Consider the following 17,467-nt stretch of genomic DNA (forward strand, 5'->3'; position numbering starts at 1 on the left):
AGGCCGCTGAGCAGCGCCGTGCCCGTCGAATACGCGGCCGGCCCCCAGGGTGCGCACCCGGCCCCCGTCGCCCGTATCGCCGAGCGCCCCCGCTCGCTCATGCACGTCGCGCGTGACGCGGCCGCCATGATCCACGCCGGCAGCTCGACCGCCGAATGGGTCGCAAGCATCAACAACGCGCTCGCGCCCGTCCTCGAGGCCGACGACCTCGGCGGCGGATTCACCGCCCCCGACCGCATCGGCGAGGTGTGGCAGGCGCGACCCGATGGCCGCCCGCACATCGATTCCCTCGGCGGCACCAAGCCCCTCACCGCCACCAAGATCGAGGGCTGGAAGTGGGCGCTGCCGACCCCGGTGCCCGAGCCCTACGCCGGCAACCTCGCCGAGATCCCCTCCGACGAGTGGGAGACCGTGCCGGTGTCCGAGACCCCCGGCCGCTGGGCCAAGGGCAACAAGGTAGATCGGATCCACCGCGACCTCGGCAGCGCCGACCTGATCGCCTCGCTGTTCAACATCCTCGGCATCGGTTACGACGGCGAGTCCGACAAGGCCGTCGCCGCGGATCTCATCGCCGGCGCTACCTCCCTCACCGGCGGCGCGACCTCGCTGATCGGGGCGATCAGCAAGGCGTACCTGCAGCTCAAGCGCATCGGCGCGACGCCGTCCAAGATGTGGATGTCGGAAGACCAGTTCGTCGCGTTCTCCGAGCTGAAGGTCAACGACCTCCCCGCCTGGATCGCCAATGCGACCGGCTTTGTCAAGCTCGACGGCAGCACCTCGCTCGCCGGCGTGTTCGACGTCGATGTCGATTTCCAGCTGCCGGCCGGCGGCTTCCTCGCGTACGACCGTCGCGCGGCCACCCCGTACGAGTCCCCGCAGATCAAGCTCGAGGCGCAGGACATCGCCCACGGCGGCATCGACATCGGGTTCTTCGCCTACGGCGGCACCCTCATCAACGACCCCCGCGCGATCGTCAAGACCACGATCACGCCCGCACCGTAAGGGAGAGCAACACCATGGCTGACACCAACGCCGCCTACGTCGAGGTCAAGATCTCGCAGATCGACGCCGAGATCAAGCGCCACACCGCCGCGATCAAGGAGCTGCGCGCCCGCCGCGACGGCTACAAGTCCCAGCTCCCCAAGAAGCCGGCTACTCCCCAGCCGGTCACGCCGCCCCCAGCGGCGTAACCCCCGCGGTGCCCGGCGTCCCCAGCGCCGGGCACCGCAGCCCCACACACCAAAGGACACGCCATGCCCGACCCGCTCACCTGGTACACCGCCGGCGATGCGAAGACCGAGCTGAACATCACAGTCAGCCCCAAGGGACTCGCCGCGGCTCAGGAACAGTGCCTGCGCATCAAAGGGCTCTCGCTGACGACCGCGGCCCCGCCGACCGAGTCATTCGCGCAGGGTGTCGTCTGGCAGGCGCTCGCGAACAAGCAAGCCACGCAGGCGGCCGTGAACGACGACATCGGCGGCGAGAGCAACAGCGTGCGCGTCTACCCGTTCGACAAGAAGATCATGGCGCTGCTGATCCTGCCGAGCGAGGACGGCGACGACGACGCGCACGACCACGGCCGCGTCCGTTCCCTGATCGGCTGACGATGAGCGTACGCACCGCACTGCGCGACCTGATCGCCGGCCACGCTCCCGACACCTGGGAGATCTACCCGTACCCACTGCAGCTGCAGCCGTTCGAGGACGCAGCCAAGTCCGTCGCGATCGTGATCGAGCAGCGCACCCTCACCGCCGGCCGCAACTCGCCGGATGCCGAGAACGGTATCCCCGTCGATGTCGAGCTGACCGTTTGGGTAGTCGTGGATGCCACGCGCGGCGACGACCGCGAGCAGGTGGAAGACGGCCTCGAGGCGGCCGCCGAGCAGATGATCCGCATCCTCGAGCTGCTGCCAGATCAGTCGTGGGACGGCACCGCGACCCGCAATCAGTACGACCCCCAGAAGCCGGCCTACGACTTCACCATCCGCCACCCCGGCGCTCTCACTCAGGAGGAACCGAAATGACCACGCCCGTGAACACCGCGAAAGCGACCAAGCGCTGGAAGCTCGCCGACGGCGCAGACGAGTACCAGGGCCATACGTCCGCGATCGACTACAACCCGAACTACAGCGGCACCGTCTGGAAGGGCGGCGACGAGAACACCATCGCCGACGTCGTCCCCGGCGAGCCCTCCATCGCGATCACCATGGCGCAGGACACCGAGAACGAAGACTCTCTCTGGCGACTTTTCCACGACTCGCCGGCCGGCACCGAGAAGACCTTCATCTGGTACCCGCACTACGGCGGCACGTTCGCGCTCGAGGTCAAGCTGCGCACGGTCAAGCCGCAGCTGATCACCAACCGCGCCGGCGGCGTTCCCGAGATCACCATCACGCTGCCCTGCAGCGAGGCGGTCACCTACACCGGCGGCGCGTAACCGCCATGCTCGACGTCCGCGGCTCTCGAGAGCTACAGGCCACGATCCTCGCCCTGCGCCAAGCGCAGCGCAGCATCCGCCTGGATCTCAACAAGGAAGCGCGATCGCGCATCCGGCCGCTGTGGCAGTCCGAGCTGAACGCCCGCGCCCGCGACGAGATGACACGGCGCATCATCGTCGCGGGTGCCCGGGCCACGGCATCCGATCGTGGCGTCACCGTGCACGCGGCGACCTCGCGCCGGCCCCTCAGCGGCGGGCTCGTCCCATCGCTCGAGTGGGCCGGCGCAGAGTTCGGTGCCCGAACCAAGCGCGTCGAGATCACGCAGAGATCCCGCGCCGGACGCAGCTACCGCCGGCCCCTCACCATCAATCGTCAGTTCACAGGAAGGCAGGCAGACGGCATGGTCGCATTCGACGCCGCCAGCGAGGTCGGCACCAAGCTCGTCGCGATGTGGGTGCATTCCGTCGTGGACGGCCTGCAGCGCGTGCCCGCCGTGGAGGTTGTCGGCTGATGCCTATCAAGATCGATTTCCTCGCCAACGTACGCGACCTGATCCGCGGCACCGACGACACCGAGAAAGCACTGGACGACGTCGCCGACAGTCTCGATGACATGACGCGCGCAGCCAAGAAAGGCGGCGACGACGCCGAGCGCGCGGTCGATGACCTCGGCGACAGTTTCCGCGACGCCGCCCGCCGAGCGAAGGATCTCGAGGACGCCGGGAAGGATGCCGGCCGCGGCGTCGAGAGCGGCATGGATCGCGCCGAGGAAGGCGTCAGCGAGTTCAAAGACGAGGCGAACAGCACTGCTCGCGAGGCGGCCGCATCGTTCGACGGATCGGCCGAGTCAATCGGTGACGCCTTCCAAGAGATCGCCGCAAACGCGTTCGCCGGGTTCGGCCCTGCCGGCGCTGTAGCCGGCCTCGCCGCAGCCGCCGGCATCGGGCTCGCCATGGCCGGGATCGAGAGCGTGCACGAGGCCGAGGAACGCGCCGCAGAGCTGGCGAGCGAATGGGCCGACAGGTTCGTAGAGTCCGGGCAGCGAGTCGCCACGGCGGCGCAGCAGTCCGCGGCCGTGATCGACATCTCGACCGATCCCGAGAAGTACAAGGAAGCGACCGAGAACGCCGAGCTCTGGGGAACGACGGTATCCGACGCAATGCTCGCCATGGCGGGCAACGCCGGTGCGATCAAGATCGTGGAGGACGCGCTCGACCGGAAGCGCGAGGCAACCGAGAAGGATGCCCAGGCCGCGCAGGAAGCCGCCGAACAGAACAGCAGCGCACTGCTCTCGCTCACCCCGCAAGAGGTCGAGCTGAACAAAGCCGAGGAAGCCTGGAGACGGCACACCGACGCGATGCACCAAGGATCACAGCAGGCCGACGCAGCGAGCGACTCACTGCTCGCGATCGTGGAAGAAGCCGCCGAGGCCGCCGTCTCGGTTGACGAGCTGGGTAACCGCGTGATCGCACTGCCCGATGGAACAGAGATCTTCATCGACGCGAAGACCGGCAAAGCGACCGCCGACGTCGCCGCGTTCAAGGGCGACTACGACGGCAAGGTCGATCAGATGAACGGCCGCGATGTCGTCCTCGACGTGCGTTCTGACGTCGCCGAAGCGCAGCGACAGGTCAACCGTTTCATATCGCAGAACGAGGGCCGCACGATCAAGATCAACGGAAAGATCGTCACTCCCGGAGGGTGGGACCAGTGACCACGATCACGCGCAGCACCGACGCGCAGAGCATCACCCCGGATCTCGTTCTGAACGAGTGGATAACCGAGAACGAGACGCAGACGAAGGTGCACCACATCCTCGGACGCCCGGACGTTGACGTCACGCTCAGGCCGGCGAGCGACGCCACCGGCACGATGCAACTGTTCTTCCTCACTCATGCTGCGGCGGAGGCAGCCCGTGCGTTCCACACAGCCGCCGCGGCGTTCGCGATCACGGGAACAGACGTCAGGCTTCCCGCGCGGTACGTCCCGCAGGGCGGCATCCGGAAAGCGCAACAGCAACCCCAGGATAAGCGATGGGTTGTCGAGATCCGTTTCCAGGAGCTCCGCCCATGACGACGGTCAGCGAGCACAGGTACGCCGCACGAGTCACCGGCCCCGAGGGCGACATCGAGATCTCGATCGTGGAGGACGCACCGGCAGGTATCAGCTTCGACGCCGGCCGCTTCCCTCACGTCGAAGGCCGAGTAACGCTCGCAGTGGAGGACGCGCTGTTACTCGAGCAGCTCGACCCGCGAGAGTCGCGTCGCCTGATCGTCGACGTGAGCGCGTCGTTTCCCAACGCGGAGCGCGCGCGTTCCTTCGATCTGGGCATTCGCCAGGCGATCCCGAACCGTGCCGATTCCACCGTCAGCCTTCGGCTCGCATCCGACGAAGCGATACTCGCCGAGAAAGCTCCGCTTGCAGACGACACCACACCGCGAACCCAGGAAGGTTCGCTGCGCGCGGTGTGCAACTACGTGCTCGGCAAGATCGGCGCATCCTTGCAGCCGGGTGCGGTTGATGCGAACGTGACCGCGTATTGGCCGGCGACGAATGCGATCTATGACCCGGCGTGCGCTGTCGTGTCGAACTTCACGTCGGGCGGGAACGCGCACACGATCAATCGGGTTACGGGGCTCACTGGGCTTCCTATCCCCGGTTCGGCGGCGATCTACTTCAGTTCGGGAGCGGCGGGGCAGGCATTCATCCAGTTCGCGGGCGGAGATCCCGCGGCTCGTGTGGGGGATAAGTGGACGTTGCAGGCGTGGATGAACCGCGCCGTCGCCGCGGGCCCGAATGGCATCCTCCGCGTCTACGAGATCGACGCAGCCGGAACCACGCTCCGGACCATCGAGAGCGCGCCTGTGGCGATCTCTTCGGCGACCTGGACGCCGCTCACGCTGACATTCACGGTGCAGAATCCGCGAACCGCGAAGATCATGGTCTATGTCTCGGCCGCGGCGACCGCGGGCGGGCAGACGTACGCGCTCACTGCTCCGATGCTGCACAAGGCGGGCGAGCCGATCCCGGCGTTCTCGGGCTCCGCGGGCGCGACACCCGGATATACCTACTCGTGGTCTGGTGCGGCGAATGCGTCGACCTCGACGCGGACGCCGATCATCGAGCGACGGCCGGAGTCGCTCGTGTGGTCGGCCGGTATCTCCGGCATGGATTTCCTGCATAACCTGCTCATGGCGGCTGGGCTGCGCCTCGTCTGTGACGAGCAACGCCGCTGGACGCTCCGCCACGAGGACTACCGCGCGGAAGGCTCGCAGGACTGGCGGTATGGCGTCAACATCGAGACCGCGGAAGAGCAGCTCTCCCGCGACGACGACTCGTGGTTCGACGGTGCCGTGTACGAGTACGTGTGGACTGACGAGGACGGGCTCGAGCAGCGCCGCACCGACGCCTACAGCCTCTCCGGCACCCCCACGAAGGTGATTCGCCGCGAACTGCGCAACACCCCGTATCCCGGTCCCGGACGCGCTCAGCATGTCGTGGAGCGCGCGCAGGGCAAGGGACGCACGATCACGGTCACCGGTATTCCGTTGTGGACAGAGCGCACGGATCAGGCGCTCGCGATCCTCCTCGACGGGTCGCCCATCCAGACCGGCATCGCGGCGACCGTCGCCTACGACTTCTCGAACGACACGGTAGCGATCAGCAGCCGAACCACCGACACCCCGGCCGGTGCGATCGATCTGCTCCAAGGAACCATCAACTCCCTGCCCGGCACCATCAACGCACTTTAGGAGCACAGCCATGCCGCTCACACCTACCCCCGGAGCCGACGCTCTCGCCGCCGGCATTCCTCTCGTCCCGGGGACCGGACTCTCGTCCGACCTCGACGAGTACATCAATCGTCTCGCCGATGAGGTCGCTCGTCGCACGATGGCCACCCTGTCTGTCGCTCGAGGCGGCACCGGGGCGACCACCGCGGCGGGGGCGCGTGCGAACCTCGACGTGAACTCCAAACAGGAAGTGTTCGACGGTCTCAAGACGCGTGTCATCAACGTGTCGTCCGGTACGAACGCTATCCAGTTGCAGTGGATCGGCGGTCGTATCCGCATGATTATCGACGCCTCGAACGTGGGCGATATCGCAACGGTCGGCGATCTCGGCTCGTTCATCTCCAGCGCAGGCGGCACGATCACCGGGAGCCTGTTCTTGCCGAACGCGTCGCCGGCCGTGTCGGGCTACGCCGTCGCGTACATCAACAGCGACGGGCGCGTGTCCCGCGGCGCATCGTCAGAGCGTTACAAGAAGCACATCAGCGAGATCGATCCCGTATCTCTCGGTGACATCTTCCCGGCGCTGCATCGCTTTCAGATGCGTCAGGGTGACGGCTCGTGGAAGTACGGGTGGATCGCGGAGCGGCTCGCCGAGAGTGCAGACACTGAACCGTTCGTGGTCTACAACGACCAGGGCACCCCCGACTCCATCGACTTCATCGCGCTACTGATCGCGCAGAACGCGCAGTTGCACCAAGCCGTCGATCTTCTCGCCCAGCGCGTCGACGCTCTGGAGGCGCGTCATGCAACGGACTGAGCTCGGTGGCGGCCGCGGATGGCTCGACGCTTCGGCTGCGGCGTCTGTTCACCGTATTGACCGGCAGCTGGGCCGTCTCGCAGACGTCAACGAGGCGGGGCGGTCACCCGAGCAGGCGGACAAGAACTATGCGGCGTGGGATCGCGTACCTCGCGGGTGGGCCGAAGGCTCCCTACGCGCTCCCCGCGAGCAAGTCTGTCCACTGTCAGGGCGGGGCCGTCGACTCCGATGACTGGCACAACGCCCGTGCCGCCGCGATCTGGCGAGAGAACGGCTGGAGGCAGACCGCTCGCTTCCCGAACGACCCCAAGAAGGACGAGCCCTGGCACGGCGAGTACTTCCCGGCCCTCGACCAGCATCGCAACACGCCCGCGTCATCCGGCGCGAGCACCGCACCCCAAACGCAACAAGAGGAGGACGACGACATGATCTTCATCTGCGAAACCCCGATCAACGGGCACAACGACGCCGCTGGCCGGAACCGCTGGATCTGTGACCCCGCCGCCGGCACGAAGCGCAACATCAGCGGCGAGGAGTACGACTTCTACCGCAAGGATCTCAAAGTGCGCGAGCTGCAGGGGCTCCAGTCGCCCGCGATCACGAACCGATATGTGCAGCTCTGATGAGCGACGCTGTACTCATCGCCGGAATCACTGGCATTCAGGCGATCACGATCACGCTTCTCGGGATCCTCGCGAAGCGTGTCGGCAATGTGCGTCGCGAGACGTCGGCAGTGCGCCGCGACACAGCCGCCACGCGGGAACAGGTAGTCAATCACCACACGACGAACTTCCGCGAAGAGAACGACAGCCGGCATTCCGAGACGCGCGGATGGTTCAACGACCTCCGGCGCGACATAGGCGGCATGCGCGAGGACATCCGAGGTCTGCGCATCGACCACCGCGCGCTGACACGCCGCGTGGACACCATCCAACAGAAGGGAACCCAAGATGAAGAGTGACAAGCCCAGTACCCGCGCGGAAGCTCGCGAGGCCGGCATCGTGCCTGACGACGAGCCGGCTTTCGCCGGGCTCGAAGTCATCAGTGATCCGTCGATTCTGCCGCTCTGGTTGCGACGCGTGTTCTATGTCGTCGGCGTGCTGGCCGGCGCGGCCGCGCTAATCGTCGGGCAGTACGACGTCGAGCTAGCGAAGAACATCGCCGGCGCCGGCGTCATCCTCGTAGGCTCTCTCGCCCTCGCGAACCCGTCCCGATAGCCGGCTACTCCGCGGCGCGAGTAGCGTCGCGGAGATGCCGCTGCAGCTCGACGTCATACGTGCCGTCGGCGCGCCAGAGCGCGTGAGCTCGAAGCGCCGACAGCACGGCCGCGCGCACGACGACGTACAGTACGATCGCTCCGACCACGAAGCCGGCTAGAACAGTCAGCAGAGTCACAAGTGAGTCATCCATGGGTGCATCCTCTCAGAAGCCGCCGCCGGCTACTGCGGCGCGCCGGATCGCGTCGCCTTCCACGCCGACGTAGATCTCGGTTGTTGTGCTGTACGCGTGCCCTAGGAGCTCTTGGACGGCACGCAGATCCTTGCCCCCGAGGTTGTACGCACGAGTGCCGTAGCGATGCCGCAGCATGTGCGCGGTGACCCCCGGCGGCAGCGCCTCGCTGATGAGCTCAGAGACACGGCTCGCGGACAGGTGCCCCTGGATCTGGCCGGGGAACAGGTAGCCATACGGCTTCGCCTGGATCTCGGCGGCGAGAGCATCCGAGAGTGGCACCTGGCGCTGCTTATCGCCTTTGCCGTAGACGACGAGCGACCAGCCGACGAAGTCGCGTAGGACGTCGCCAGTGTGCACCTGGCAGATCTCGCGACACCGCAGGCCGGCACCGACGCCGAGACGAATCATCAGGCGCGTGCGGTCGTCGGCGGCATTCAGCCCGACCTTGACGCTGTGCTCAGGTGCCGGCCTCGCGACGCCGCGCGGTGCCTTGATCGTCGGCAGATGCCGAGCGGGGTTCTCGTGCCCGCGCACGAGCTCGCCCCAGGCGTAGAACCCGCGCAGCGTCTGACGTGCTGTGCGCCTCGCCGACGGCCCCAGCCCGTCGAGTGAGGCCATGTAGTCGGCAAGCTGCTCCAAGGTGACAGGCCACGGCGCTGCGCCCGTCGCGCGGGCATACCTCCGAAGCTGGTAGGAGTGTTGATAGATCGTTCCGTCCGACTTGCGTGCGCTGCGCATCCAGTTCAGATACGCGGTCAGAGGATCGAGCCATTCTGGGGCAATGGGTATCTCGGTCTTCATACCCGAAGACTGGCCGCGCAGTGTTGGCCGGCTCAACGTGACAGACCGCGGGCGTGTCGGCTCACCAGAGCATCCCAGCTGCCGAGCGTTCCGCAGCTGCGCGCTCGGCGTCGACGGCATCGCGCCGGCGCAGGTAGTTCGCCATGTGCAGATCGGTGTCGACGTGCGCGTGCCAGTCACGAATGACCTCGTGCCGGCGTCCTTCCCAGATCATCTCGCAGTACACGCACCCGCGCTGGAACGTGCCCCGCTCAGTGATGCCGGCGGGGGAGCACTGACAGGGCCATGCAAGCTGGCACCCGCACGGCCGCTCGTCAGGGCTCACGCGAACGCCTCGATCCGGCGCACGATCGCCCAGAAGGCATCAGACTCTGAATCAGTGGGTTCTGGGTTCAAGTCCCAGGGGGTGCACGGAACAGCCTCAGTAGATCTCGCCATCTACCGAGGCTTTTCTGTTTTCCCGGTTGCTCCCCGATGGGGCGAACCTTTCCGCCCGCTTCTCCTCGACGTGTCGGCCGTGCTCGCCCCGCGTGACGACGGCGATGTCATCGTGTGTCCGAGCGACGAGCGCGACGGATTCTGCGGTATCGCGTAATGGATCGAGCCCGCCGCCGTCTCTCATATGGGGACACATGCCTCGCGCCCTCGGACGCATCACTGCTTCGCAGCAGCGCCGACGGGATGGGCTACATCAAGAACTGGGGAAGATCTTGTACGAGAGAAACGGTGGCGCCGTCGTGCGCCGGAAGACAACCGCGATCATCGCCGCTGCGGTCGCAGCGCTGGGCGCCGTGATCACACTGGCGGGTGCGGGAGCCGCCTCAGCTGCGGAGTACGACTATGCCGCGGCCATCGATCCTTCGTCGATCACCGTGACCACGGTCGGCGGCGGCGGAGCGGTCTCGCAGTGGGACCAGGTGCGGGTCGACGCCGAGTGGTCGGTGCCGGACGGCGCGGTCGGTGGACAGACCTTCGGGTTCACCCTGCCGAAGGAGTTCGCCCGCGCGGGGACATCCTTCTCGGTACCCTCTGCGGAGGATCCGAGCAAGACGATCGCCGAGTGCACCGTGAGCACCGACGCCGCACCGGTCGTCACCTGCACGCTCACCGACTACGTGAACGGGCGCACCGGGGTCAGCGGCTCCCTGTGGTTCGTCGCCTCCGCCGATGAGCAGACGACCGAGAGCACGGTGGAGTTCACCGTCGATGGCACCATCACGCCCGTCGAGATTCCCGGCGGCGGCATCGGACCGTCGTCGCCGCTGCCCACAGAACCGCAGAAGTGGTCGTGGCAGACGGATGACGGCAGGATCGCGTGGCAGCTGGCGCTGCCGGGTGCGAGCTTCGCGGGCGCGGAGTCGATCGTCGTCGACGACACCCTGACCGGGGCGGGCGACGGATTCGCCGAACATCACAACGAGGATGAGCAGCTCGAGGTATGGAGCACGACGATGCAGGATCGGGATCCGCAGTCGATCACGAACTGGACCGGATCATGGAACGACGGCGGCACGGCCTTCCACCTCGTGATCCCCGGCCCGATCGACCCGACGCGGATGTACTTCGTCAAGTACTTCACGGTGCCGAGCTCGCAGGTCGACGGTGCCACCTACGCCAACACCGCCGACGTCAACGGGATCAAGCTCCAGGACAGGGAGGTGTGGTCTGTCACCGGTGGGGGAAGCGGAGACGGCGACGCCACCGGCGCGTTCACCCTCACTAAGGTCGTCGGCGGCTCCGGTTCGTCTGAGGTACCGGCCGATGCCGTCTACACCGTGCGCTACAGCTATGGCGACCCGGTCGTCGAGCGCACCGTCACGGTCACGGCGGGGGCGACCGCACCGCTCATCCAGCTGCCCACGGGGACCGTGGTCACACTCGTGGAGCTCACGCCACCGGCGGTCGAGGGGGTCGACTGGGGTGTTCCCGTGTTCTCGGGACCCGATGTGCACTCCGTGGCCGACGGCGGAGCGCAGTTCACCGTCGGCTCCGGTACGGCACTCGCGGTCACGCTCACCAACACCGCGACGACGCCGCCCGTGATTCCGCCGACGACACCGCCGACACCGCCCACCGGGGTCACTCCGCCCACCGAGCTGCCACTCACGGGTGGGTCGTCGCTGGCCACCACCGGTGGCGATGTCCCCGCCGCGATGCTCTGGGGCGGCGGCGCGGCTCTGCTGCTCGGCATCGCTCTGACCGTTCTCGGAGCGGTCCGGGCGCGCTCGCGCGTGGCCCAGGACTGATCCATCGGACGACTGATCCATCGGACGAGTGATCCATCGGACGAGTGATCCACCGGACGAGGCCGGTGCCGAGGAGTCGCCTGCTCCCCGGTACCGGTTTCGTCGTACCGGTTTCGTCGCGCGCGGGAGAGCAGACGCTCTCCGGTCTTCCGCGAGATCCTTCTCCGTGAGGTCGTTTCCCGGGGGTCAGGCGACGGCGATCACCGTCGCGTCCGTGATACGGCGGAGTTCGTCGAACGTCAGTGGCATGACGGTGTGTGGATGGCCCGCGGCCGCCCACAGCTCTCGATGGTCCCGTAGTGCTTCGTCGATGAACGTGCGGAGCGGCGCGGGGTGCCCGACAGGAGCGACGCCGCCGATCGCCTGGCCGGTCGCCGAGCGGACCACGGATGCGGGCGCCATGGACACGTCGTCCGCGTCGATGCTCGCCCGCAGGGTGGAGAGCTCCACGCGGTGACCGCCGCTGGTCAGAACCAGGACGGGGACGCCATCGGCGAGGAACACCAGACTGTTGGCGATCGCCGCGACGTCGCACCCGATCGCCGCAGCGGCCTCCACGGCTGTGCGTGCGGAGTCCGGAAGCACACGGATCGCTGTCTCGACGCCGGCGTCCACGAGATGCTCATGCACGAGACGGCTGCGTTCGGGGAGGGAAGGCGTTTCGCTCATCGCCCCACGATATCCAAGGCGCAGGCTGCGAGATCCAGAGGGTGCAGGCTGCGACGTCGGAGCGGGCTCCGCTGGCCGTTCCGACGTCGCAGGTCCGGTTCAGGCGGCGTCGCCCACGAGGATGGCCGCGGCGTCCTCCGTCGTCGCGTCCGCGGGCTCGTCGTCGATGTGCGCGAGCACTCGGCGTCCCAGGAACACCGTGAGTGCGGCCAGCAGCACCGAGGCAGCGGCGAACAGGTACGGAACCGTCGCGTTGAACGCGTGCCACAGCAGCGCCGCGATCGGGGGAGCCATCGCACCGCCGAGGAATCGCACGGCGGAGTACGCCGAGGAGGCGACGGAGCGCGGAAGATCCGTGGCCTCCATCACGGCCTCCGTGAGCACGGTGTTCATGACGCCGAGCAGGAGCCCGCCGATGACGATGCAGGCGACGAGAGCAGCGGCGTTCGCGACCAGAAGGCCGGCGGCGACGAGGTCGATCGCCAGGAGGGGGAGCACGACGAGGATGATGCGCGTGCGGGGCATCCGGCGCATCAGGATCGGCGCGACCCACACGCTCGTGACGGCGAGTGCGACGCCCCATCCGAAGAACGTGAAGCCGATTCCCATCGCGCCGAAGCCGAGGGGGAACGGCGAGAACGCCAGCAGCACGAAGAAGCCGATGTTGTAGAACAGCGCTGTGATCGCGAGGACCGCCAGTGCGGGACGCCGCAGCGCGGCGAACGGCGCGGAGAACTTCACGGGAACCCGCTTCTCCCCGGGCCCCCGCAGCAGCACGAGCACGGCGACGAATGCGACGGCCATCAGCACGACGACGCCGAAGAACGGGCCGCGCCAGCTCTGCTCCCCGAGGAGTCCGCCGAGGAGAGGGCCCACGGCGATCCCGAGGCCGAGCGCCGCTTCGTAGAGCACGATGGCGGCGCTGCTGCCACCTGACGCGGCGCCGACGATCGTAGCGAGCGCGGTCGAGATGAACAGGGCGTTGCCGAGGCCCCAGCCTGCCCGGAAACCGATGACGGCATCGACACTGCCGCTCAGGGCGCACAGCAGGGCGAAGGCGACGATCAGCGCCAATCCGATGAGCAGGGTGGCCTTCGCGCCGATGCGGCTCGAGATCCAGCTGGTCACGAGCATCGCGAGCCCGGTCACGAGGAGGTAGCTGGTGAACAGCAACTCGGTCTCGACCGGCGAGGCCTGGAGCGATTCCGCGATCGCGGGCAGGATCGGGTCCACGAGGCCGATGCCCATGAAGGCGACGACGCACGCGAATGCGACGGCCCACACCTGGGCCGGTTGCTTCCACACCGAGGGGGTGGCGGGGGTGTTCACCGAGATTCTCCTGTTCGATCAGTGGCGGTGTGCGCGGCGAGGATCTCCGCCGCACGGGTGAGGGCAGCCCATTCCTCGTCGCTCAGCGCGGCGAAGCGCGGGGCGAGCGTGTCACGGAACTCGGCGCGCCAGGCGGCGAGGGCGGCGGTTCCCCGTGGAGTGATGTCGACGACCGTCGCTCGTGAATCGTCGGGATCGGGGGAGCGGAGCACGAGTCCTTCCCGTTCCAAGCCGCCGAGGAGACGGGTCATGCCGGGTTGGGTTGTGCGGGCGGCCGCGGCGAGTTCACCCACCCTTCTCGCGCCTGCCTGTTCCAGGAGGCTCAACACTCGCCACTGCGCCGCAGGTGCGTCGTTCCCGGCGTCCTGAGCGGCGATGCGGCCGAGCGCGTACCCCGACAGCACCAGAGAGGGGATGACATCGACGCGATTCATACCAACGAGTATATACCGGTTGGTATGAATGGTCGTCACCGCCTGGTGCTGGCGATCCTCGCGGAGAGTTGGTGCGCGTGCGCGAGGAGCGTGCGACCGAGTTCGGCCATCCGGTCCGGGCCGAAGCGGAACTCGACGCCGGTCAGGCTCAGCGCCCATTCCGGGCGCCCTGCGCGATCGAAGACCGCAGCACCCAGCCCCCAGCTGCCCTCGACGATGAGTCCGGGGTTGACGGCATACCCGCGTTCCTTGGTCTCGGCGAGGCGTGCTCGGAGCGGGCTCTGTCCGTGTGCGCGCCCCCACGCTCCCTCCAGCTCCGGATGGCGGTCGAGATAGGCATCCACATCGTGGTCGGGAAGGAACGCCAAGATGGCGAGCCCTGCGCTGGCGACGCCGAGCGGGAAGCGGACGCCTTCGCTCAGCACGAAGGAACGGATCGGGAACGACCCTTCTTCGCGGAGGAGGCACACCGTCTCGTCCGCCCGTCGCACGGAGAGGAACGCGCTCTCCTCGGTCTTGACCGCGAGGGAGCGGACGATATCGCGGGCGAGCGTGGTGACGTCGTAGCGGGCCGCTGCCACCGATCCCATGAGGAAGAGCTCCGGCCCGGGCATCCATCGCGTGCTCGCGCCGTCGCGGTCGACGAGTCCTTCCGATTTGAGGGCGCTCAGAAGGCGGTGGGCAGTGGAGCGCGAGAGCTCAGCGGCGACCGCGAGCTCCTGCAACGAGGCTCCGTCGGAGCCCGCGGCGGTCACCAGACGGAGCAGACGCGCGGCCCTCGCGATCGCCTGCGTGCCGGGAACTGAAGAGGCGGGTTCCATAATGTGGACGCTACCTCGGTGTTCGGCCACATCGCAAGATCCGGCTTCCCCGCAGACGGCTCGTCGGCGGATGCTGGGGTGAGCACGGAATCGAAGGAGCCGACGTGATCGACAAGCAATGGGAGTCTGCGGAGGCTGCCGTCTCCGACATCGAGGACGGAGCGTCGCTGGCCGTCGGCGGTTTCGGCCTGTCCGGGAACCCGATCGCCCTGATCGAGGCTCTCCTCGCGCAGGGCACCAAGGGCCTCAGCGTGGTGAGCAACAACTGCGGAGTGGATGACTGGGGACTCGGCGTGCTGCTCGCCGCCCAACGCATCCGCAAGATGACCTCGTCGTACGTGGGGGAGAACAAGGAGTTCGAGCGTCAGTTCCTGAGTGGCGAACTCGAACTCGAACTCACCCCGCAGGGCACCCTGGCAGAGAAGCTCAGGGCCGGCGGCTCGGGGATCGCCGCGTTCTACACCCAGACGGGCGTCGGCACGCAGGTCGCCGAGGGCGGGCTGCCGCGTCGGTACAACCCCGACGGAACCATCGCCACCGCCTCGTCGGTGAAGGACGTGCGCGTCTTCGCGGTGAACGGGCAGCCGAAGGAGTTCGTCCTGGAAGAGGCGATCACCACCGACTTCTCGCTCGTGCACGCGGCACGCGGCGATCGACACGGCAACCTCGTGTTCAACAAGGCCGCGCGCAACTTCAATCCGCTCGCCGCGATGGCCGGTCGCATCTGCATCGCGCAGGTCGAGCAGCTGGTGGAGCCGGGCGAGCTCGACCCCGACGACATCCACCTCCCCGGCGTGTTCGTGCACCGGATCGTCGAGGTGGGCATCGACATCCCCAAGCGCATCGAGCGGCGGACCGTCGCCGTGGAAGGAGCCTGAGATGGCACTCACCCGTGAGCAGATGGCGGCCCGCGCGGCGATCGAGCTGGAGGACGGCGCCTACGTCAACCTCGGCATCGGCCTGCCCACCCTCGTACCCAACCATGTCCCGCCCGGGGTCACGGTCGTCCTGCAGTCGGAGAACGGCATCCTGGGCGTCGGTCCCTATCCGCGGGAGGACGCCGTCGACCCAGACCTCATCAACGCCGGCAAGGAGACGGTCACCACCCTCCCCGGAGCGGCGTTCTTCGACTCCGCGACCAGCTTCGGCATGATCCGCGGCGGCAAGATCGACGCGGCCATCCTGGGAGCGATGCAGGTCTCCGTGAGAGGCGACCTCGCGAACTGGATGATCCCGGGCAAGATGGTCAAGGGTCCCGGCGGCGCCATGGATCTGGTTCACGGAGCCGGCCGCGTCATCGTGCTCATGGAGCACGTGGCCAAGGACGGCTCCGCGAAGATCGTCGACGAGTGCTCGCTGCCGTTGACCGGTCGCGGTGTCGTCGATCGGATCATCACCGACCTCGCCGTGGTCGATGTGACGGCCGAAGGCCTGGTGCTCGTCGAGACGGCGCCGGGCGTCACGGTCGGCGAGGTCATCGCCGCCACGGAACCACCGCTCACCATCTCCCGCACTCTCCTCACCGGAAGGACCACAGACCATGACTGAGAACGATGTCGTCATCGTCGCCGCCGCCCGCACGCCTCAGGGTCGCCTCAAGGGGCAGCTCGCCGCGTTCACCGCACCTCAGCTCGGCTCCTTCGCCATCCGAGGTGCGCTGGAGCAGAGCTCGATCGATCCGGCCGACGTCGACGCGGTGATCGTCGGCCAGGTGCTCGCCGCCGGGTCGGGGCAGAACGCGGCGCGTCAGGCGGCCATCGGCGCAGGGATCGGGTGGGACGTTCCCGCGCACTCCGTGAACAAGGTGTGCCTGTCCGGTTTGACCGCCATCATCGACGCGGCGCGGATGATCCGCACCGGCGACGCCGATGTGGTCGTCGCCGCCGGGATGGAATCGATGACGCGCGCGCCCCATCTGCTCATGGGATCGCGCGACGGCTGGGCGTACGGCAGCGTCGAGGTTCTCGACCACATGGCATACGACGGCCTCACGGATGCGTATGACCGGGAGAGCATGGGCGCGTCCACCGAGCGGCACAACGCGCGCTTCGGGCTGACCCGTGAAGCGCAGGACCGGGTGGCCGCGCTGTCGCATCAGCGGGCGTCGGCAGCGCAGGAGGCAGGTCTCTTCGACGAGGAGATCGTCGCCGTCGACGTGCCGCAGCGTCGGGGAGAGCCCGTGCGCGTGACGAGGGACGAGGGCGTGCGTCCGGACACCACCGTCGAGACCCTCGCGGGACTGCGTGCCGCGTTCGCAGAGGGAGGTTCGATCACGGCGGGGAACTCATCACCGATCTCCGACGGTGCCTCGGCTGTGGTGGTGACGACACGACGGACTGCGGACGCCAAGGGATGGCCCGTGCTCGTGACCGTCGGAGCGAGCGGTCAGACCGCCGGTCCCGACAACTCGCTGCAGGCGCAGCCGGCGCGTGCCATCGAACGTGCGTGCGAGAAGCAGGGCATCGCGCCGGCCGATCTCGACCTGGTGGAGATCAACGAGGCCTTCGGCGCTGTCGTCGCCCGTTCGCAGGAGGAGCTCGGCCTGGACGAGGGCATCGTGAACATCCATGGCGGCGGCATCGCCATCGGCCACCCGATCGGCGCATCGGGGAACCGGCTCGTGGTGCATGTCGCACATGAGCTCGCTCGTCGAGGTGGCGGTACGGCCGCCGTCGGCCTCTGTGGCGGTGGCGGTCAGGGAGAAGCCCTTATCCTCACCCGGTGACAAGAG

Annotated in this window: 24 protein-coding genes; 17 read left to right on the forward strand and 7 right to left on the reverse strand. The window is 67.7% G+C overall.

Translation table 11 applies throughout. The features are described 5' to 3' along the window. From DW307_RS11340 to DW307_RS11395, 13 genes are all read left to right on the forward strand, one after another. Positions 1 to 1,002: hypothetical protein (locus DW307_RS11340; protein WP_205810476.1), on the forward strand; the 1,002-nt coding region annotated here is incomplete at its 5' end. 14 nt (positions 1,003 to 1,016) lie between these two features. Then, positions 1,017 to 1,190 (forward strand): hypothetical protein, encoded by a 174-nt coding sequence (locus tag DW307_RS18125; RefSeq protein ID WP_168441031.1) that lies wholly within the window; start codon positions 1,017 to 1,019, stop codon positions 1,188 to 1,190. Between the two features lie 63 nt (positions 1,191 to 1,253). Then, entirely contained in the window at positions 1,254 to 1,604 is a 351-nt protein-coding gene (locus DW307_RS11345; RefSeq protein ID WP_136024793.1) for a hypothetical protein, read from the forward strand. Positions 1,605 to 1,606: 2 nt separating this feature from the next. Then, positions 1,607 to 2,023, forward strand: a complete 417-nt coding sequence (locus DW307_RS11350; protein WP_136024794.1) for a hypothetical protein — start codon at positions 1,607 to 1,609, stop codon at positions 2,021 to 2,023. Further along, positions 2,020 to 2,436: a hypothetical protein gene (locus DW307_RS11355; protein ID WP_136024795.1), complete on the forward strand. Its 417-nt coding sequence runs from the start codon at positions 2,020 to 2,022 to the stop codon at positions 2,434 to 2,436. The genes DW307_RS11350 and DW307_RS11355 overlap by 4 nt, the downstream gene beginning before the upstream one ends. Before the next feature lie 5 nt (positions 2,437 to 2,441). After that, the gene (locus tag DW307_RS11360) at positions 2,442 to 2,948 is read left to right on the forward strand and encodes a hypothetical protein (protein ID WP_136024796.1); all 507 of its coding nucleotides are present in this window, start codon (positions 2,442 to 2,444) and stop codon (positions 2,946 to 2,948) included. Then, entirely contained in the window at positions 2,948 to 4,150 is a 1,203-nt protein-coding gene (locus tag DW307_RS11365) for a hypothetical protein (protein ID WP_136024797.1), read from the forward strand. The genes DW307_RS11360 and DW307_RS11365 overlap by 1 nt, the downstream gene beginning before the upstream one ends. Further along, positions 4,147 to 4,509 carry a hypothetical protein gene (locus DW307_RS11370; RefSeq protein WP_136024798.1) on the forward strand — a complete coding sequence of 121 codons (363 nt, stop codon included), beginning with the start codon at positions 4,147 to 4,149 and terminating at the stop codon, positions 4,507 to 4,509. Before DW307_RS11365 ends, DW307_RS11370 begins: the two co-directional genes overlap by 4 nt. Next, positions 4,506 to 6,188 carry a hypothetical protein gene (locus tag DW307_RS11375; protein WP_136024799.1) on the forward strand — a complete coding sequence of 561 codons (1,683 nt, stop codon included), beginning with the start codon at positions 4,506 to 4,508 and terminating at the stop codon, positions 6,186 to 6,188. Before DW307_RS11370 ends, DW307_RS11375 begins: the two co-directional genes overlap by 4 nt. Before the next feature lie 10 nt (positions 6,189 to 6,198). Further along, on the forward strand, positions 6,199 to 6,984 hold the full coding sequence (locus DW307_RS11380) for a hypothetical protein (protein WP_136024800.1): 786 nt from the start codon (positions 6,199 to 6,201) through the stop codon (positions 6,982 to 6,984). A gap of 128 nt (positions 6,985 to 7,112) precedes the next feature. Next, positions 7,113 to 7,607, forward strand: coding sequence for a hypothetical protein (locus tag DW307_RS11385; RefSeq protein WP_136024801.1), 495 nt, complete (start codon positions 7,113 to 7,115; stop codon positions 7,605 to 7,607). Beyond that, entirely contained in the window at positions 7,607 to 7,945 is a 339-nt protein-coding gene (locus DW307_RS11390) for a DUF2746 domain-containing protein (RefSeq protein WP_136024802.1), read from the forward strand. The genes DW307_RS11385 and DW307_RS11390 overlap by 1 nt, the downstream gene beginning before the upstream one ends. Then, the gene (locus DW307_RS11395; RefSeq protein WP_136024803.1) at positions 7,935 to 8,201 is read left to right on the forward strand and encodes a hypothetical protein; all 267 of its coding nucleotides are present in this window, start codon (positions 7,935 to 7,937) and stop codon (positions 8,199 to 8,201) included. The genes DW307_RS11390 and DW307_RS11395 overlap by 11 nt, the downstream gene beginning before the upstream one ends. 4 nt (positions 8,202 to 8,205) lie before the next feature. Here the strand turns inward: DW307_RS11395 and DW307_RS11400 are convergent, their stop codons facing one another. From DW307_RS11400 to DW307_RS18130, 3 genes are all read right to left on the reverse strand, one after another. Further along, positions 8,206 to 8,394, reverse strand: coding sequence for a hypothetical protein (locus DW307_RS11400; protein ID WP_136024804.1), 189 nt, complete (start codon positions 8,392 to 8,394; stop codon positions 8,206 to 8,208). 12 nt (positions 8,395 to 8,406) lie between these two features. Further along, entirely contained in the window at positions 8,407 to 9,237 is an 831-nt protein-coding gene (locus tag DW307_RS11405; protein ID WP_205810478.1) for a tyrosine-type recombinase/integrase, read from the reverse strand. 61 nt (positions 9,238 to 9,298) lie between these two features. Then, positions 9,299 to 9,451: a hypothetical protein gene (locus DW307_RS18130; RefSeq protein ID WP_168441032.1), complete on the reverse strand. Its 153-nt coding sequence runs from the start codon at positions 9,449 to 9,451 to the stop codon at positions 9,299 to 9,301. Between the two features lie 523 nt (positions 9,452 to 9,974). Between DW307_RS18130 and DW307_RS11410 the strand changes: the two genes are divergently transcribed. Further along, a complete protein-coding gene (locus DW307_RS11410) occupies positions 9,975 to 11,483 on the forward strand; it encodes an Ig-like domain-containing protein (protein WP_136024805.1) in 1,509 nt (502 codons plus the stop codon). 186 nt (positions 11,484 to 11,669) lie between these two features. Here the strand turns inward: DW307_RS11410 and DW307_RS11415 are convergent, their stop codons facing one another. The 4 genes from DW307_RS11415 to DW307_RS11430 all read right to left on the reverse strand — a co-directional run bounded on the left by DW307_RS11415 (position 11,670) and on the right by DW307_RS11430 (position 14,736). Next, positions 11,670 to 12,152: a YbaK/EbsC family protein gene (locus DW307_RS11415; RefSeq protein WP_136024806.1), complete on the reverse strand. Its 483-nt coding sequence runs from the start codon at positions 12,150 to 12,152 to the stop codon at positions 11,670 to 11,672. A gap of 99 nt (positions 12,153 to 12,251) precedes the next feature. After that, positions 12,252 to 13,481, reverse strand: coding sequence for an MFS transporter (locus tag DW307_RS11420; RefSeq protein ID WP_136024807.1), 1,230 nt, complete (start codon positions 13,479 to 13,481; stop codon positions 12,252 to 12,254). Next, the gene (locus tag DW307_RS11425) at positions 13,478 to 13,915 is read right to left on the reverse strand and encodes a MarR family winged helix-turn-helix transcriptional regulator (protein WP_021200366.1); all 438 of its coding nucleotides are present in this window, start codon (positions 13,913 to 13,915) and stop codon (positions 13,478 to 13,480) included. The genes DW307_RS11420 and DW307_RS11425 overlap by 4 nt, the downstream gene beginning before the upstream one ends. A 35-nt stretch (positions 13,916 to 13,950) precedes the next feature. Continuing rightward, complete coding sequence (locus DW307_RS11430; protein ID WP_136024808.1) at positions 13,951 to 14,736, reverse strand: IclR family transcriptional regulator; 786 nt, start codon at positions 14,734 to 14,736, stop codon at positions 13,951 to 13,953. Between the two features lie 104 nt (positions 14,737 to 14,840). Here DW307_RS11430 and DW307_RS11435 point away from each other — a divergent pair, with 104 nt between their 5' ends. The 3 genes from DW307_RS11435 to DW307_RS11445 are packed head-to-tail and all read left to right on the forward strand — an operon-like array spanning position 14,841 to position 17,461. Further along, positions 14,841 to 15,614, forward strand: a complete 774-nt coding sequence (locus tag DW307_RS11435) for a CoA transferase subunit A (protein WP_029259036.1) — start codon at positions 14,841 to 14,843, stop codon at positions 15,612 to 15,614. A gap of 1 nt (position 15,615) precedes the next feature. Further along, the gene (locus DW307_RS11440; RefSeq protein ID WP_205810480.1) at positions 15,616 to 16,284 is read left to right on the forward strand and encodes a CoA transferase subunit B; all 669 of its coding nucleotides are present in this window, start codon (positions 15,616 to 15,618) and stop codon (positions 16,282 to 16,284) included. After that, positions 16,277 to 17,461 carry an acetyl-CoA C-acetyltransferase gene (locus tag DW307_RS11445; RefSeq protein WP_136024809.1) on the forward strand — a complete coding sequence of 395 codons (1,185 nt, stop codon included), beginning with the start codon at positions 16,277 to 16,279 and terminating at the stop codon, positions 17,459 to 17,461. The genes DW307_RS11440 and DW307_RS11445 overlap by 8 nt, the downstream gene beginning before the upstream one ends. The last annotated feature ends 6 nt before the right edge of the window (positions 17,462 to 17,467 follow it).

It is taken from the genome of Microbacterium sp. K27 (assembly GCF_004794435.1).
GTDB classification, from domain to species: Bacteria; Actinomycetota; Actinomycetes; order Actinomycetales; family Microbacteriaceae; genus Microbacterium; species Microbacterium maritypicum_A.